Below are 17,890 nucleotides of genomic sequence, written 5' to 3'. Positions count from 1 at the left end.
ATAGTTAATACTTAAATATCAATTGATGGTAGGAAAAGCTTCATTTTCAATATATAACGCTTCAGCAGGGGCTGGTAAAACCCATACACTAGTAAAGGAATATCTTAAAATATTATTACTAGATAGGCAAGATGATGCTTATCGTAAAATTTTAGCAATTACCTTTACCAATAAAGCAGTCGCGGAGATGAAAACTAGAGTAGTGGCTTGTTTGGATAGTTTTTCCAAGGAGCACGTCTCGGGAAGGTTTCAAGGGATGTTTGATCAAATAGTACTTGAAACAGGTTTGGCCCCTGAGTTCATTCGAACAAAAAGTGCCAAAATCATAAAGAGTATTATTCACAATTATGCTTCTTTTGATATTTCTACTATAGATAAATTTACTCATAAGGTAATACGTTCTTTTGCTTTTGATTTAGAGCTTCCTATGTCTTTTGAGGTGTCATTGGATTCTGATGAATTATTGCAAGAGGCTGTAGATGCAGTTATTAGTAAGGCTGGTGTGGATAAGGAACTAACTAATTTGCTTGTTGATTTCTCAATTGATAAAGCGGATGATGACAAAAGCTGGGATATTACCAAGGAGTTGAAAGAGGTTGGAAGTTTGTTACTGAATGAGAATAACAGAGAAGAGATTGGTTTGTTTGCTTTAAAATCTTTGCAAGACTTTGTTAAGGTTAGAGACTATCTCCGTAAGCAAGTTAGAGAATTAACTCAAGAAAATATAGCAGCAGCTTTAAGAATCCAACAAATTATTCAGGATAATGCTTTAGACCCAAAGTCTTTTTCACGAGGTACTTTTCCAAATCATATTCAGGCAATTATTAAAGATGATCCTAAGGCAACACAGAGAAAATATTTGATATTTGAAGAGGTTGCAATAAATAAAACAGCAAAGGATAAAGAAGTAATAGAATCTTTTGTACCTGTTTTCTTAAGTATTCTACAGCCGGTTTATGAGAACTTATCTAAGCGAAGCCTATATATTGCATTTCTAAAAAATTTAACTCCGCTTTCCTTGTTGAATACTCTAGCATTGGAGATGGATAAAATTCAACAAGAGAAAAATATACTCTCAATCACGCAGTTTAACAGTATAATTCACCAGCAAATTCAACAGCAACCAGCGCCTTTTATCTACGAACGACTAGGTGAACGATATTCTCACTTTTTTATAGATGAATTTCAAGATACGTCTCTTATGCAATGGCAAAACTTAATTCCATTAATTGATAATGCATTGGCCGGAGAAGATTTATCTGGGGATAAAGGAACCTTGATGATTGTTGGAGATCCCAAACAGTCCATCTATCGTTGGCGTGGTGGTAAAGCAGAACAATTTATTGCTTTGAGTAAAGGGGAAAATCCTTTCTCTAATCCTGATAAAAAAACCGTTCATTTAGATACAAATTATAGAAGTTATGCCCAGGTTATTGATTTTAATAATGAATTCTTCAAATATATTTCTCGAAATTTCACGCAGGAAGATTATAAAGATTTATATGAAAATCACAGTGGCCAGAAAACCAACAGTAAGCAAGGCGGTTATGTAGCCATAGAGTTTATTCCTAAATTAACCCAGGAGCATAAATTAGAAGCAATAGAAAAGAATGATTTATACGCCAGGGCCACATTGTTAACAATTAATAAAGTTTTAGATCAAGGTTTTGAACTTAAAGATATTGTAATTCTTACTCGAAAAAGAGATCATGGTGTGATTTTGGCTAATTATTTGACAGAGAATGAAATAGATATTTTGTCTTCAGATTCTCTTTTAATTAATAATGCGAGTGAAGTAAGATTGATTATTAACTTATTGCGCTATTTGAAAAACGATAAGGATCTAGAGGCTAAAACGGGCATCATTTACTTTGTCGCGTGTGCAAGATCAATATTCGAGAAAAGACATGATTTTATTCGTGAGGGATTAAGTTATGAGTTAGAGCATGATTTTGAAGTCTGGTTGGTTGAAAATGGAGTTAATATTAATTTTGATTTTTGTCGTAGCCGATCTTTATACGATGCGGTGGAATCAATTATTCATGCCTTTATGCCTGAGAAAACGGCCAACTCCTATGTCTTGTATTTCTTAGATCTAGTTTTGGAGAAGAGTTTGAAGAACCAATTTGGAATAAGTGATTTTTTAGATTATTGGTCAGTAAATTACCAGAAGTTTAGTATTCCTACTCCCGAGGGGAAAAATGCAGTTCAAATTATGACTATCCATAAGTCCAAGGGGTTGGAGTTTCCAGTTGTTATTTTTCCATTCGCAGAAGAAGATTACGCTAGGGCTGATCGCGATAAGTTGTGGGTAGATTTTGATAGTCCAGATCAGAATATAAATTTTCCAAAAGCTTTAGTGGATTCGAAAAAAGAGGTTGAGCAATATGGAGTAAAAGCACAAGAATTATATTTGACTAGGCAGCAAGAAAATAGATTAGATACAACTAATGTGTTATACGTTGCTTTAACTAGAGCGGAGGAGCAACTCTATGTAATAAGCTCTATGAATGTAACTTCAAGGGGGGAGTTTTCTAACAATTTATCTAAAGATTTTTTGGAATTTCTTGTCTATAAAGGAATGTATAATCCAGCTCAACTTTATTATGAATTCGGTCAAGCAAAAAAAGTATCTGCTAAGAGTGATACTCAAAGCGATTTAGGTAATCGGATTATTGAACCTGTAAGAGATGCATTGGAATTTAAGGCTATTAAAATTGCTCAAAAAGAAGCCTTGATGTGGGATTCTCAAAACCAACGCAGTATTGAATACGGAAACCTAATTCATAAGCTAATGAGTTTTGTTTATTACTACACAGATGTGGAATCAGCCGTGCAAATTGCTCTTGAAACAGGGCTCATACAAAGTACTCAAAAACAAGTTTTTTTGGATATTTTAAAGCGAATTGTAGAACATGAGCAATTAAAAGATTTTTTTGCTTTAGACAACAAAGTTTACAATGAGCGTGTAATTATAAGCGGACAGGCAAAAAATTCAGTTCCCGATCGAGTTGTGATCAAGCCTAATAAAGAATGTTTGATTTTGGATTATAAAACAGGAAAGAAACAGGCCAAGTATGAGCAACAAGTATTATCTTATGCTTATTCTTTAGAGCAGATGGGATATCGAGTAATTAAAAAGGTCCTGTTATATACAGGAGATGATTTAAATATAATACATTTGTAGAACAACAATAAAACAATATTATTTAAAATATTAATATTATGTACGGTAAAATTAAAGACCACCTTCAAAAGGAGTTAGAGACTATTCAAGAAAATGGATTATTTAAAAGAGAGAGAATTATTACTTCGCCTCAAGGAGCAGAGATTACTGTTTCTACTGGAGAAAAAGTACTTAACTTCTGTGCTAATAATTATTTAGGGTTGTCCTCGCATCCACAGGTTATTCAAGCAGCTAAAGATACATTAGATACCCACGGATTTGGTATGTCTTCGGTTCGTTTTATTTGCGGAACCCAAGATATCCATAAAACTTTAGAGCAGAAAATTGCAGATTTTTATCAAACGGAAGATACAATTTTATATGCTGCTGCATTTGATGCAAATGGTGGTGTATTTGAACCATTATTAACGGCTGAAGATGCAATTATTTCAGATAGCTTGAATCATGCATCTATTATTGATGGAGTGCGTTTATGTAAGGCTGCACGTTATCGTTATGAAAATAATGATATGCAGGATTTAGAGGCACAATTAATCAAAGCCAATGAAGCTGGGCATAGATTTAAAATTATTGTTACCGATGGCGTTTTCTCCATGGATGGCTTAGTTGCGCCTTTGGATAAAATATGTGATTTAGCTGATAAGTATGATGCCTTGGTTATGGTTGATGAATGTCATGCAGCAGGTTTCATAGGCGCTACTGGTAAAGGAACTTTAGAGGCTAAAAACGTTATGGGCCGTGTGGATATCGTTACTGGAACCTTAGGAAAGGCTTTAGGTGGAGCTATGGGTGGATACACAACGGGTAAGAAAGAGATTATTGAGTTATTAAGACAACGATCAAGACCGTATTTGTTTTCCAATTCCCTAGCGCCAATGATTGTAGGGGCGTCAATTAAAGTTTTTGAGTTACTTGAGAAGGATAACCAATTACGTGATACATTAGAATGGAATACAAATTACTTTAAAAAAGGTATGATCGATGCAGGCTTTGATATCATTAATGGAGATTCTGCAATTGTTCCTGTGATGTTGTATGATGCGAAATTAGCGCAAGAAATGGCTGATCGCTTATTGGAAAAAGGGGTTTATGTAATAGGATTTTTCTTTCCTGTGGTTCCACAAGGTAAAGCTAGAATTCGAGTTCAGTTATCAGCAGCCCACACAAAAGAGCATTTAGATAAGGCAATTAATGCTTTTATTGAAGTGGGAAAAGAGTTGAAAGTTATTTAAATTAATCAATTATATGCATTAAACCTCTATATTTTTGCAGATATAGAGGATATGTGTTATTTTTGATGAAAATTACGATAAAATAAAAAAGTTATGAAACATCTCAACAAATTTATTGCTGCGGCGATTTTATGTGTAGGATTGTCTGCACATGCTCAGGATGCTGATAACCCTTGGTCTATTAGCATAGGAGCAAACGCTGTAAACACGAAAGTGAGTTCAGCCAAAGGATTTTCCCACCGAATGGGCGGGTATTTCAATACCTCTGATTATAATATTTTACCTTCGGTATCTTATTTAAATGTAGCTCGTTACTTAGGGGACGGTTTTTCTTTGGGAATTACGGGTTCGGCAAACCGTATTGACAAGTTTATTGCGCCAGAGAATCAAGGTTATACTAAATATAACCCTGGTGATTTAGCATACTATGCGGTTGATGCTGAAATTAAGTATAGTTTTAAAGAGCTTTTAAATTCGAAAGTTGTTGACCCATTTCTACTTGTAGGAGGAGGTTATACTTTTATGGGAAAAGCTAGTGGTGGTACAGTAAATGGTGGACTTGGATTTAATTTCTGGTTAAACCAAAGTATAGCAATTACTGTTCAATCTACATATAAACACTCTTATTCAGAGTCTAGATTACCAGATGTGGGTGTTGCTTCTCATATGCAGCATTTTGCTGGACTTCGTTTCCAATTCGGTGCTAAGGATAGAGACGGAGACGGGGTATTGGATAAATACGATGAGTGTCCAGATGAATTTGGGTTAGCATCTTTAAACGGATGTCCAGATAGAGATGGGGATGGTATTCCTGATTATTTAGATGAGTGTCCAGATGAGTTTGGATTAGCTGAGTTTAATGGTTGTCCAGATAGAGATGGGGATGGTATTCCTGATCATTTAGATGCTTGTCCAGATTTACCAGGATTGGCTGAGTTTAATGGTTGTCCAGATACAGATGGAGATGGAATTCCAGATAATTTAGACGAATGTCCAGAGGTTCCAGGTCCTAAAGAGAATAACGGTTGTCCTTGGCCTGATAGAGATGGTGATGGTGTGCCAGATCATTTAGATGACTGTCCAGATGTTGCAGGACCAGCTTCAAATAATGGTTGTCCTGAGATCAAAGAGGAGCAGGTTAAACAATTAAATGATTATGGAAAAACAATTTTGTTTAACACAGGTAAATATACTTTCCAACCTTCTTCTTATGCAGTCTTGGATAATATTGCAAGTATTATGAAAGAATATCCAACAAGTAAATTTCATATAGCTGGATATACTGATAGCACTGGAAATGATAAAATCAACATTCCTTTATCAGACAATCGTGCAAATGCAGTAAAAGTTTATTTAATTGACAAGGGAATTGACGCATCTCGTTTAACTTCTAAAGGTTACGGATCTGCAGACCCAATTGCTTCAAATAAAACAGTTACTGGTCGTGAATTAAACAGACGTGTAGAAATTCAATTAGTAAAATAATTGTTATAATACTTAATAATACTGAAAAACGCCTTGATTTGTCAAGGCGTTTTTTTATATCTTTATTTCTATGAATACAATTACTTTTTTGGATCGTTTAAGTGAGCAAATTAAGCTTGATTTTCCAACCACTATGGATCAATTGGTAGTAGTTCTACCCAACAAGAGAGCTAAAATATTTCTTTTGGAAAATTTAAAGAAATATTACTCAAAGAGTGTTTTTGCTCCCGAAATTATTAGTATTGAGGAACTAATCCAGGAGATTTCAGGGATACGTGCTATTGATAATATCGAATTAATGTTCGAATTTTATTTAGTTTACAAGCAGATTGAGAAGGGTAAAGCGGAGGATTTTGACCATTTTGGAAACTGGGCTCAGACACTTTTACAGGATTTCAATGAAGTGGATCGTTATTTATTAAAGCCAGATTATGTATTCTCATACTTAAAGAATATTGAAGACTTAAAACATTGGGCCCTTGATCCGGATCAACGCACAGAGTTTATTGCGAAGTATTTAGAGTTTTGGGATAAGATGCCTGTTTACTATGATGAATTATATAAAACATTAGTCCAGAAAAAAATAGGGTATCAAGGCTTGATATATAGAGAAGCTGTAGTTAAGCATGATGACTATCTAAACAAAAGTGATAGTTATTATTATTTTGCGGGGTTTAATGCTTTAAATGCCGCCGAGGAGGTTATTATTCAACATGTACTTTTGCAAAAAAGAGGAAAGGTTTTCTGGGATATGGATAAGGTTTTTTTACAAGACACTAGTCATGATGCTGGTCTTTTTTTAAGAAGGATAAAAAAAAATTGGAAATATTATCAAAGCCATCCTTTTAATTGGATTGTAGATGAGTTTTCAAAAGAAAAAAATATTGATGTTATTCAAACCCCTAAAAGTGTAGGACAGGCTAAAATAGCTGGGCAGATTGTACAAACGCTTATAGAAAAAGGAGCTTCTTTGGATAAGGTTGCAGTAGTATTGGGTGATGAAAACCTGTTGTTACCGGTTTTACATGGTCTGCCAAAAGATGTTAAGAGTCTTAATATTACAATGGGCTACAGTGGAAGTAGTAACCCTGTTCAGATACTTTTAAACAAGATTTTTAAATTACACGTATCAGCTTTAAAACGTTCTGAGACAAGTTATGTGGTTTATTATAAGGAGATATTAGACGTTTTAAGCAATCCACTTTTAACAATTCTTCTACAAGCAGAACCTATAGTTAAAGAAATACATGCTAGAAACCTAACTTTTTTTAATATTGATCGTTTTCAACAATGGATAAAACAGGAGGATTTTAAAATTAGAGATTTAGTGTTTTCTAGTTGGCGAGATAAAGATAGTTTACAAGTGTTAGAGACTTTAGTGGAGATTGTCTTAGCAATTAGAAATACTTTAGATCAACAAGATGATAACCAGCGTTTAATTAAAACTTTTTTATATTCAGCTTACCAGATGTTAACTCGACTTATTTCTTATTGTCAAAGTTACGCTGTTGTGAATAATATAGAGACTCTTTTTGCGCTATATAAACAAGTCATGGATATGGCTGAGGTAAGCTTTGAAGGAGAGCCCTTAGAGGGTTTACAAATAATGGGTGTTTTAGAAAGTCGCGTTTTAGATTTTGAAACAGTTATAATTACATCAGTGAATGAAGGAAAGTTTCCTGCAGGAAAAAGTCAAAATTCTTTTATTCCCTATGATGTTAAAAGAGAAATAGGATTACCTACTTTTAAGGAAAAAGATGCTATTTACAGCTACCATTTTTACCACCTTTTACAACGAGCAAAGAATGTATATCTTTTATATAATTCGCAAAACGATGGTATGGACTCTGGGGAAAAAAGTAGATTTTTGACTCAGTTAGAAGTTGAAAAGCAAGCTAATCATCAAATTAATTATTTAACTTATTCAGCTGAATTACCTGATAAAGCTTATAGGCTAATAGATATTCCAAAGAGCCAACTCTTATTAGAGGAATTAGAGAGTATTTCCACAGGAAAAGGGTTTTCCCCATCGGCTTTATCTAATTATCTAAGGAATCCTATTCAGTTTTATATGCAAAGGGTTTTACGTATCAAAGAATTAGATGAGGTGGAGGAAAGTGTCGCTTTAAATACTCTAGGGACTATTATACATAATACTCTGGAAAAGCTATATAAACCTTATAAAGGACATATTTTAAATGTATCTATTATTCAGGAAATACAAAGAAAAGCGAATTTGGTTTTAGAAAATGAATTCGAGAGTATTTATAATAGTGATAAGGAAAAAATGGGTAAAAATCTTTTAGCTTTTGAAGTAGCAAAAAGAAATGTATACCATTTTTTAAACCAGGAATTAGATTCATTGAAAAAAGGGGATGAGATAATTCTATTGGAATTAGAAACGGAGCTGAAGCATACTGTAGTGGACAAAAGGTTGCCATATCCGGTAAATATTTTTGGATTTGTAGACCGTATAGAAAGACGTAATGGTGTTATACGAGTAATTGATTATAAAACGGGAAAAGTTACATCGGGGGAGGTCAAATTAGCCCAATGGGAAGGGTTAACTGCTGATTTGAAAAATGATAAAATCATTCAGCTATTATGTTATGGGTTAATGTATCAAAACAAATTAAAGCAACCAGAGAGCGTAGAGGCGGGTATCTATTCTTTTAAAAATAGGAAGGAGGGCTTTTTGTTTTTTGGATTGCAAAAAAGTCCAAAAGAAATAGATACTAGAATCGATGAGCAAAAATTAGAATTATTTCAAGAAGAGTTAGTCCAATTATTAATGACTATCTTAAACCCTGATCAAAGTTTTATTGAAAGTCTTTAGTATAAGAATAGTCCCAAAACTAATTTCAGATTTGGGACTATTTACAAAATGCGAAAACTAAGGATTGTTTTATTTTAAGTGAGAATTAATTATTTTTAAAAATTCTGTTTTATTTTTTGGAGAGATAATAATACTTGACTGACCATAAAAAATTTCAATTCTGTTTTTCATACTAGCCGATAGACCTTTTCTTAGAGAATTCTCGTCTTTTATAGCTATTATATCTTTTAGATTGATTTTTTTATAAGTAAATAAGCCTATTTTTAAAATCAAATTATTTTTATTAACAATAAAATGAGTAAAGAAAAATAGGTACAAGTTAATTACGGTTATCAAAAGCATAATTAGTGAAATAAACATGATATTTATATCATTTACTATAGCATAAAAAATAATAGCTATTGGTATAATTAATATAACAGCGAGGTAGTAAATACTTTTTTCAGAATTAAATTTAGTTGTCATCAGGAAGCTTTTTGCATTTTATTTGAAAATTAACTATTACTAATTGAAGTCTGTTTTTATAAATTAACAGCTGCTTGTAAACTCTGCATTAACTCATCTTTGGCTTCAATATAAGGCATGTGTCCAGATTCAAGCGTGAAAAGAATTGTATTAGTATCTTCAATATGTTGGCAGGATTCATTATAATCAATTATTGTATCTGACTTTCCTAGGATAAAGATAATAGGAAAAGGAGCATTATATAGTTGAATATCATGGTTTTCTCTGTTTTTAATGGCCATTAGGGCCCAAATTATGTCTTGTTCTTTTATTTTTTTTGCTTGAACTAATAGCCGATCTATTTGATGTACAAATATCTTTTTACTTACTGGAGTAAATTGATTGTTTATAGCCAATTGTATAAAAGTATCCTTGTTGTTTTTTATTAATTGAATTGTTCGATCTCGTTGGATCTTCTTTGAATTACTATCTGCTTTAGCCGTAGAATTAACCAAGATTAGTTTTTTTACAAATTCAGGATAAAGTTTACCAAAAGCTAATGCAATATAGCCCCCCATGGAATGGCCAACAATACTTACTTTGGATAGTTTTAATTGTTGCAGTAGTTCAAAAATTTGATCTGCTACGTCGTTGATATGGTAGGGTCCTGGCATGGAAGACGATTTACCATGTCCTGGTAAATCAATAGATATAGTTCGGTGGTCTACAAGAAGAGAGTCCATGTAAAAATCCCAAATTTTCGAATTTTCTAAAAAGCCATGTAAAAAAACAATACATTCTCCTTTTCCTTGGTCTTTATAAAAAAGGCTATTATTTGGATAGTGGAATAGTTGCTCCTTCATTTTATTTTTGATTTAAATACAAATCTACTTACTCTTATTCTAAAAACTAAGCAAGTCTTAAAAGTTATTTGCTTTTTGATGATTGATATTTCGTATTTTTAGGGCATAATTGCCTAAAATTAATTTATAAATGTTTCGTATTATATTATTTTATTGTACAGTTTTATGTACAACGTGTTTGTTCGCTAAAGATTTAAAACCTTATCAAATTTATGACTCCAAGGGAAAGAAGATTACATATAGCAAAATGATTAAGGAATTGGAAAAAAACGATGTCGTTCTTTTCGGTGAGTTCCATAACAATTCCCTAATTCACTGGTTGGAATTGAAAGTTGCAAAAAGTTTAGCAAATAAAAATAAGTTGGTATTAGGAGCTGAAATGTTTGAGGCGGATAACCAAGATACTTTATCGTTATACATTAACAAACAGATTGATGAAGAATTATTTTCCAATTCCGTGCGCTTATGGCCTAACTATAAGACCGATTATCGTGGATTAGTGGAATTTGCTAAAGATAATAACTTGGATTTTATTGCTACTAATATACCCCGTAGGTATGCCAGTTTGGTTTACAAGGTAGGGGAGGATTCTTTACAAGGTTTAAGTGAATTGGAGAAATCCTGGATGGCTCCACTTCCTTTTGCTTTTGATCCTGAATTACCAGGGTACAAAAAGATTTCGGAATTTTCCAGCGGACATCAAGGAGAGAATTTGGCCAAAGCCCAAGCTATAAAAGATGCTACTATGGCGTATTTTATTGGTGAAAATTTCAAAAATGATGCTATATTCTTACATTTTAATGGTGCTTATCACAGTAATAATTTTGAAGGTATTGTTTGGTACATGAATTATTACCACAAAAACTTACGAATTGCAACTATTTCTATGGTTGATAAAGTGAATATTGAAGATTTTTCGCAAGAAAATCTAGGTTTAGCAAATTTTATAATTCATATTGATGCGGATATTATAAAAACATTTTAACAGAAATAAGCTCTATTTTCTTTTTTTTCTTAATAAAAATGCATTTACCCTTGGTATTTAGCTTTTTTGTTGTGTTTTCTAATTGTTTAAACTCAGTATAAATAGAGTCTTGCAAGTTGTGTAGATGCTAGATAAGCTGTATTTTTGAGAGATTTTTTAAGAAAACAATTAAAATTACATTATGGCAAAATCTGCACTTTTAAAGTCATCCATTGCGAAGAAATATTGGATGGCTCTTACAGGGTTATTTTTATGCTTGTTTTTGGTTGGTCACTTGGTGGGAAACCTTCAATTGATTTTTGGTGATGCATCTGTATTTAATGAGTATGCGTTATTCATGACAACGAATCCAGCGATAAAAATTTTATCTTACGTTACGTATATCTCAATTTTATTCCACGCTATTGACGGTATCGTTTTAACGGTTCAAAACAAAAAAGCACGTCCAATCGGATATGTGAAAAACAATGCCTCAGCAAATAGTACATGGGCATCGCGTAACATGGCTGTATTGGGAACATTGTTATTAGTTTTTATTGTTACTCACATGGCTAATTTCTGGGCAAAAATGCACTTTGAAGAAATGCCTTTGCAAACTATTGCTGTGAACATTGATGGACAACCTGAGCCTGTAATGGTTTACAAAACTGTTGGTGGACAACCACTTCAAGTTGCTGCTGTAGAGAATGGTGCTGTTGTTGTTAAAGGTACTAGCTTTTATCAGGCTGGAACAGATTTAGTAATGGCACAAGGATATAAAGATTTGCATAAAATTACTGTTGAATTTTTTAAAGATCCAAAAACCGGATTAATTAGCACTATTTTATATGTAGTTGCAATGATTGTACTAGGGTTTCACTTATCACATGGTTTTGCTTCTGCATTCCAATCTTTAGGTGTTAATAACCCGAAAATTAATGGTGTTATTAAATTAGGAGGGTATTTATTCTGCTATTTAGTACCTGCTTTATTTGCTATCATTCCATTATATATTCACTTTGTAAAATAGTCCTAAAGAAATAGATTATGAAATTAGATTCTAAGATACCTCAAGGACCAATCGATAAGAAATGGTCTGATTATAAAAACCATATTAAATTGGTTAACCCTGCGAACAAACGTAATATTGATGTTATTGTTGTAGGAACTGGTTTAGCTGGGGGATCAGCTGCAGCAACTTTGGCTGAGTTGGGTTATAATGTAAAAGCATTTTGTTATCAAGATTCACCTCGTCGTGCACACTCAATTGCTGCACAAGGGGGAATTAACGCTTCAAAGAATTACCAAGGAGACGGGGATTCGGTTTACCGTTTATTCTATGACACTGTTAAAGGTGGGGATTACCGTGCTCGTGAGGCCAATGTATACCGTTTAGCGGAAGTTTCTGAGAATATTATTGACCAATGTGTTGCGCAAGGGGTTCCTTTTGCACGTGAGTATGGTGGTCTATTGGATAACCGTTCTTTTGGAGGAGTACAAGTTTCGCGTACTTTCTATGCTAAAGGACAAACAGGACAACAATTATTACTTGGAGCTTATTCGGCAATGAACCGTCAAATAGGTCGTGGTAAAATCAAAATGTACAATCGCCATGAAATGTTGGATATTGTAATTGTTGATGGGAAAGCTAGAGGAATTATAGCTCGTAATTTAATCAATGGAGAAATAGAGCGTCATTCAGCCCATGCGGTTGTAATTTGTACAGGTGGATATGGTAACGTATTTTTCCTTTCTACAAACGCGATGGGATCTAACGTGACTGCTGCATGGAAAGCACATAAAAGAGGTGCTTACTTCGCAAACCCATGTTTTACTCAAATTCACCCAACTTGTATCCCAGTTACAGGAGACCACCAGTCAAAATTAACATTGATGTCTGAGTCTTTACGTAATGATGGACGTATCTGGGTTCCAAAGAAAATGGAAGATGCTGTTGCAATTAGAGAAGGTAGATTAAAACCTACTCAAATTGCTGAAGAAGACAGAGATTACTATTTAGAGCGTAGATATCCTTCATTTGGTAACTTAGTACCACGTGATGTAGCTTCTCGTGCTGCAAAAGAAAGATGTGATGCAGGGTATGGTGTTAATGCTACAGGTGAAGCAGTTTATTTAGATTTTGCCTCTGCAATTGATCGCTATGGTAAAGAACAAGCACGCCTTCAACACTTAGATGAGAATGATGCTAAAGTAGTTTATAAATTAGGAAAAGAGGTTGTAGAGAACAAATACGGGAACTTATTCCAAATGTATGAGAAAATCGTAGATGAGGATCCTTATACAACACCAATGATGATTTATCCAGCAGTACACTATACAATGGGTGGATTATGGGTGGATTATAACCTAATGTCTACCATTGAAGGTTGTTACGTATTGGGTGAGGCTAACTTCTCTGATCACGGTGCTAACCGTTTAGGTGCTTCTGCTTTAATGCAAGGTTTAGCTGATGGTTACTTCGTATTACCATATACAATTGGTGATTACTTAGCTAATGATATTCGTACAGGGGAAATTTCTACTGATTTACCTGAGTTTATAGAGGCAGAGAATAATGTGAAAACTATTATTGATCATTTGATGAATAATAAAGGAATTCATTCTGTAGACTACTTCCATAAGAAATTAGGGAAAATTATGTGGGATAAAGTAGGAATGGCTCGTAATGCTAAAGGCTTAACAGAAGCTATGCAAGAGATTGCTGCTCTAAGAGAACAATTCTACAAAGAGGTTAAGGTTAGTGGTACTGCTGATAGTTTTAATCAAGAATTAGAAAAAGCATTAAAAGTAGCAGATTATTTAGAGTTAGGAGAGTTATTCGCAAAAGACGCTTTACACCGTGAAGAGTCATGTGGAGGACACTTCCGTGAGGAACACCAAACGGAAGATGGAGAAGCTAAGCGTGATGATGAAAACTTCGCGTACGTTGCAGCATGGGAATACAAAGGTAATCCTAGCGATGCAGTGCTTCACAAAGAAGACTTAGTTTATGAAAACATTAAATTGGTAACTCGTAGTTATAAATAATAAGAGGGAAGATTCTAAAATCTTCACTTACTTGTAAAAATTCGAACAAATGAATCTTACACTAAAAATATGGCGTCAAAGTAACGCTAAAGCACAAGGGAAAATGGTTGATTACAAAATCAACGATGTTTCTCCTGATATGTCTTTCTTAGAAATGCTTGATGTTTTAAACAATGAGTTAGTTGAGAAAGGTGATGAGCCAGTAGCATTCGACCACGATTGTCGTGAGGGTATTTGTGGAATGTGTTCTTTATTCATTAATGGTGAGGCACATGGTCCGGACCGCGGAATTACTACTTGTCAATTACATATGAGAAAGTTTAAAGATGGTGATACAATTTTTATTGAGCCATTTAGAGCCAAAGCTTTTCCAGTAATTAAAGACTTAGTTGTGGACCGTACTGCATTTGATAAAATTCAGCATGCTGGAGGATTCGTTTCTGTAAATACTTCTGGAAACACCCAAGATGCTAACGCTATTCCAATTCCTAAACATGATGCAGATCGTGCTTTTGATGCTGCTACTTGTATTGGATGCGGTGCCTGTGTTGCAACTTGTAAAAACTCCTCAGCGATGCTATACGTGTCTGCTAAAGTATCCCAGTTTGCTTTATTACCACAAGGACAAGTTGAAGCTGCTGACCGTGTTTTAAACATGGTTGCAGAGATGGATAGCCTTGGGTTTGGTAACTGTACTAATACTGGAGCTTGTGAGATCGAATGTCCTAAAGGAATTTCTTTAGAGAATATTGCTCGTATGAACAGAGAATACTTAAAGGCTACTTTGTAGTAGATTTTAATATTATAAAAAAAAACGGTAAGGTCTTTGATCTTACCGTTTTTTTTATGTCCTTATTTACCTTTAATTTGAATTGTTGTAAATTAGCTATATTTTAGTGAACATTAGACAATAGATTTATTATGAAAGTAGCCATGTTACAAGCTCCTTTAAAATGGGAAGATATTAATTATAATATTAACTATTTTAAAGAGAAGCTTGAAGTAATTGATAACGGAACTGATCTAGTTGTGTTACCTGAGATGTTTACATCGGGTTTTTCAATGAATCCTCAACGTGCTTTTACCACTATGGATTCAGATATCATAAAACTTTTACAACAGATATGTCAAACAAAAAACTTCGCCTTAACCGGTAGTTTAATTATTAAAGAGGATGAAAAATATTACAATAGGATGTTATTTATTTATCCCGATGGTAAAATTAAGTATTATGATAAGCGACATCTTTTTTCATTGGCTGGGGAGCAGAATGTTTATACAAAAGGAAAAGATCGTATTATAGTAGAGTACAAGGGATGGAAAATTTGTCCGTTGGTATGTTATGATTTACGCTTTCCGGCCTATTCGAGGAACTTATCGGAGTCTTATGATCTTTTGGTATATGTGGCTAGTTGGCCAGATCAACGGATTTATGCTTGGGATAATTTACTTAAGGCCAGGGCTATTGAAAACATGAGTTATCTCATTGGAGTTAATCGTTGTGGAACTGATCAAAATGATAATGTTTACTCAGGTCATAGTCAAGCTATCGATTATCTTGGAAAAAGTATTATAGAGCCTTTAAGTGGACAATGTACGGAATATTTAACCCTGGATAAGGATCTTCAAGATAAAGCTCGAAAACGCTTTGGCTTTTTACGCGATGCAGACTATTTTAATCTAATATTATAAGAAATGCCACTGAATAAAACTCGCTATGAAAAATTAAAAAAACAAGCGAGTTTTTTTTAGAATGAGCTTGGTATTGTTACCAGGCTCGTTGTATTTTATATCTAGATAAATGTGAGTCTCAACAAAGCTTGACTATCAGATTTGTCTTCAAAATTGATCTTACTAGGTATCCTATTTTTGGTTATATAATTATGTAGAGTTTGTAAAGAATATTAGCCGTTGGAAAAAAATCTATGTAATAGGTGATACGTAGAATCTATTTATTTTCATAAAACTTTAATGCAGGGCTAGAAGAGTTCCTAGCTGTGTTTATTTGTGCAATTTATCAATCTCAAGTGATTATAGCTTGTTGTTACAAACCACGGTTTAAAAAAATGCTCCAAAAAGAATCTAACTTTTCGGAGCATTTATAAGCTATTTAATTTTTACAAATCTATTGTCTGAACTAAATCCCAGTTAGCCCTTACATTTATGACTTCGGGATAGAAAACACTTTTTTCTGGTTGAATCTGACGTAGATAGTCTCCAGTGTCCCATTTTCCATTTTTATTTGTATCATAAGTAATTCGAACCAGGTAATCTCGAGGTGTTAATAAATCAAAGTTAAATTGGGTTTGTTCTGTACTATATTGGCTAGTAATGACATTTAACTTAGTATCTAGAAGCTCTATAATGATTGGAAAGCTCTCTACATTATTTAGGTTTATTGTAAGGTTTCCATAATTTTTATATTCCTGAGTATTAAAGTCAAAAGAGATTGTATCATTGGCTTGACCAAAGAAATCGACAATTGCTCCGGGAAGTAGTTGCAAGTTGTACTTAAAAGATTCTTGTTTGGCAAAATCAACAACTAGATTCTGTTCTAAAATATTATTGGTAATTTCAAAGTCAACATCTACCGAGTCTTGGGCTATGAAGTTGAATTTTGTTTTATCGATATAATCAACTGGTGTTGTTGTTTGAATTTTAACCTGCGAGGTATAATGAAGTATCCCAGATGGTCCTTGAATAGAAAGACTATCTGTCTCTTTAATCTTAACTCTGGGTTTTAGAGTAAAGTTACTTGAATCGTTTTTGCTTTTAATAAATAAGTTTAAAGAATCTGCAGGAATATTTTCAAACCATAATTGTAAGGAATCTTTCTGTGGTAAATAACTGTAGGCCGCTCGAATTAAGCTATCGTTTTTCTTTAATGTTATTTGTAAAGAGTCTGCATCTCCAACATAGGGTAGATACCACTTGTTACTTGATATTTGACTAGGTCTTTCTGCTTTAAAGTCTTGCGTAGTTTTAAACAATACTAAATCATATGTCTTATCTGTAGGGATGTAAATAGAATCTTTTAAAAAGGCAATTTTATCGTTATTAGGATCGAATTTATAATCATTGTTTTTATCCTTTAAGGCAATTAGTTTATAATAGCCTTCTTTTAGGTTTTCTATGCTATATGATGTAAGACTATCTAAGGTATTTGTTAGATAAATAGGTTTTTGTTTATAAACAGTAGAGTCTGTAAAGCTATTCGCTGGATAAAGCATTACATTAACGAAGTTATCAGCTTCAAGTTGGTGTGCTGTAGATATATTACCTTGAATTTTTAATGAATCTATATACTCACCTGTTGAGAAAATATATTTAAATTGCTGTAAAACATTCCCTTCATTATTGTCCACAATAGCATCACCAAAATTAAAACTATAAGTAGTATTTGGCTTAAGAGTGTCGCGTAGACGAATTGTTAATACCTTTTTTGCAATACCCATGGGAGTTATCTCAGGTGGATTCTGTAAAGGCGGTGAAACAATAAGGTTCTGGTTTAACTTATTGATCTTGATATACTCATCAAAGACAATCTTAATTTCATCACTGTTAAAATTGGTGGAGAAATTTTTGGGTGTACTATATAATAATATAGGTGCTAGGGTGTCTTTTGGACCTCCACTAATGCTTCCTCTCTTTGCACAATTTGCAAAGAAAATAAAACAAAATAGCATAAAAATGCTTATGAAATATATTCGAAATTTAGACATAGTTCAATTTTAAAAGACAAAGAAACAATTATATTTTTTAGTTAGAAAATCTATGTATCAAAAAAAGAAAGGGAAGCAAAAAAAAGCAAGATAAAGCCTGTTTTTATAT

The 17,890-nt window shown here is 33.4% G+C and carries 12 protein-coding genes; 9 read left to right on the top strand and 3 right to left on the bottom strand.

From position 1 onward, the window contains the following. The first annotated feature begins 25 nt into the window (after positions 1-25). The 4 genes from ACYSNV_RS07435 to ACYSNV_RS07420 all read left to right on the top strand — a co-directional run bounded on the left by ACYSNV_RS07435 (position 26) and on the right by ACYSNV_RS07420 (position 8,740). On the top strand, positions 26-3,187 hold the full coding sequence (locus ACYSNV_RS07435; protein WP_461761928.1) for a UvrD-helicase domain-containing protein: 3,162 nt from the start codon (positions 26-28) through the stop codon (positions 3,185-3,187). A 38-nt stretch (positions 3,188-3,225) separates the two neighbouring features. After that, on the top strand, positions 3,226-4,419 hold the full coding sequence (gene kbl / locus ACYSNV_RS07430; RefSeq protein WP_461761927.1) for a glycine C-acetyltransferase: 1,194 nt from the start codon (positions 3,226-3,228) through the stop codon (positions 4,417-4,419). 93 nt (positions 4,420-4,512) lie between these two features. After that, a complete protein-coding gene (locus tag ACYSNV_RS07425; RefSeq protein WP_461761926.1) occupies positions 4,513-5,904 on the top strand; it encodes an OmpA family protein in 1,392 nt (463 codons plus the stop codon). 70 nt (positions 5,905-5,974) lie between these two features. Beyond that, complete coding sequence (locus ACYSNV_RS07420; RefSeq protein ID WP_461761925.1) at positions 5,975-8,740, top strand: PD-(D/E)XK nuclease family protein; 2,766 nt, start codon at positions 5,975-5,977, stop codon at positions 8,738-8,740. 69 nt (positions 8,741-8,809) lie between these two features. Here ACYSNV_RS07420 and ACYSNV_RS07415 read toward each other — a convergent pair whose 3' ends face one another. Both ACYSNV_RS07415 and ACYSNV_RS07410 read right to left on the bottom strand, forming a co-directional pair. Then, on the bottom strand, positions 8,810-9,205 hold the full coding sequence (locus tag ACYSNV_RS07415; protein ID WP_461761924.1) for a PH domain-containing protein: 396 nt from the start codon (positions 9,203-9,205) through the stop codon (positions 8,810-8,812). Between the two features lie 56 nt (positions 9,206-9,261). Next, complete coding sequence (locus ACYSNV_RS07410) at positions 9,262-10,047, bottom strand: alpha/beta hydrolase (protein ID WP_461761923.1); 786 nt, start codon at positions 10,045-10,047, stop codon at positions 9,262-9,264. Positions 10,048-10,294: 247 nt separating this feature from the next. On the opposite strand from ACYSNV_RS07410, the gene ACYSNV_RS07405 reads away from it, so the two are divergent. The 5 genes from ACYSNV_RS07405 (at position 10,295) to ACYSNV_RS07385 (ending at position 15,751) form a co-directional block, all read left to right on the top strand. After that, positions 10,295-11,032 carry a ChaN family lipoprotein gene (locus tag ACYSNV_RS07405; RefSeq protein ID WP_461761922.1) on the top strand — a complete coding sequence of 246 codons (738 nt, stop codon included), beginning with the start codon at positions 10,295-10,297 and terminating at the stop codon, positions 11,030-11,032. A gap of 181 nt (positions 11,033-11,213) precedes the next feature. Next, a complete protein-coding gene (locus ACYSNV_RS07400) occupies positions 11,214-12,041 on the top strand; it encodes a succinate dehydrogenase cytochrome b subunit (RefSeq protein ID WP_461761921.1) in 828 nt (275 codons plus the stop codon). A gap of 17 nt (positions 12,042-12,058) precedes the next feature. Next, positions 12,059-14,059 (top strand): fumarate reductase/succinate dehydrogenase flavoprotein subunit, encoded by a 2,001-nt coding sequence (locus ACYSNV_RS07395; protein WP_461761920.1) that lies wholly within the window; start codon positions 12,059-12,061, stop codon positions 14,057-14,059. A 49-nt stretch (positions 14,060-14,108) separates the two neighbouring features. Continuing rightward, positions 14,109-14,849 carry a succinate dehydrogenase/fumarate reductase iron-sulfur subunit gene (locus tag ACYSNV_RS07390; protein WP_461761919.1) on the top strand — a complete coding sequence of 247 codons (741 nt, stop codon included), beginning with the start codon at positions 14,109-14,111 and terminating at the stop codon, positions 14,847-14,849. A gap of 131 nt (positions 14,850-14,980) precedes the next feature. After that, positions 14,981-15,751, top strand: a complete 771-nt coding sequence (locus tag ACYSNV_RS07385) for a nitrilase family protein (protein WP_461761918.1) — start codon at positions 14,981-14,983, stop codon at positions 15,749-15,751. A gap of 425 nt (positions 15,752-16,176) precedes the next feature. On the opposite strand, the gene ACYSNV_RS07380 is transcribed toward ACYSNV_RS07385, so the two are convergent. Further along, positions 16,177-17,745: an Ig-like domain-containing domain gene (locus ACYSNV_RS07380; protein ID WP_461761917.1), complete on the bottom strand. Its 1,569-nt coding sequence runs from the start codon at positions 17,743-17,745 to the stop codon at positions 16,177-16,179. Positions 17,746-17,890: the final 145 nt, after the last annotated feature.

Source organism: Myroides sp. LJL119 (genome assembly GCF_054871605.1).
The sequence above is the reverse complement of the archived record's forward strand: the minus strand, read 5'-3'. Positions and strand labels throughout refer to the sequence as shown.

Coding starts and splice junctions, on each gene's coding strand:
- ACYSNV_RS07400 (WP_461761921.1), top strand. CDS start 11,214: ATGGCAAAATCTGCACTTTTAAAGTCATCCATTGCGAAGAAATATTGG.
- ACYSNV_RS07390 (WP_461761919.1), top strand. CDS start 14,109: ATGAATCTTACACTAAAAATATGGCGTCAAAGTAACGCTAAAGCACAA.
- ACYSNV_RS07385 (WP_461761918.1), top strand. CDS start 14,981: ATGAAAGTAGCCATGTTACAAGCTCCTTTAAAATGGGAAGATATTAAT.
- ACYSNV_RS07405 (WP_461761922.1), top strand. CDS start 10,295: ATGATTAAGGAATTGGAAAAAAACGATGTCGTTCTTTTCGGTGAGTTC.
- ACYSNV_RS07395 (WP_461761920.1), top strand. CDS start 12,059: ATGAAATTAGATTCTAAGATACCTCAAGGACCAATCGATAAGAAATGG.
- ACYSNV_RS07420 (WP_461761925.1), top strand. CDS start 5,975: ATGAATACAATTACTTTTTTGGATCGTTTAAGTGAGCAAATTAAGCTT.
- ACYSNV_RS07425 (WP_461761926.1), top strand. CDS start 4,513: ATGAAACATCTCAACAAATTTATTGCTGCGGCGATTTTATGTGTAGGA.
- ACYSNV_RS07435 (WP_461761928.1), top strand. CDS start 26: ATGGTAGGAAAAGCTTCATTTTCAATATATAACGCTTCAGCAGGGGCT.
- ACYSNV_RS07380 (WP_461761917.1), bottom strand. CDS start 17,745: ATGCTATTTTGTTTTATTTTCTTTGCAAATTGTGCAAAGAGAGGAAGC.
- ACYSNV_RS07410 (WP_461761923.1), bottom strand. CDS start 10,047: ATGAAGGAGCAACTATTCCACTATCCAAATAATAGCCTTTTTTATAAA.
- kbl (WP_461761927.1), top strand. CDS start 3,226: ATGTACGGTAAAATTAAAGACCACCTTCAAAAGGAGTTAGAGACTATT.
- ACYSNV_RS07415 (WP_461761924.1), bottom strand. CDS start 9,205: ATGACAACTAAATTTAATTCTGAAAAAAGTATTTACTACCTCGCTGTT.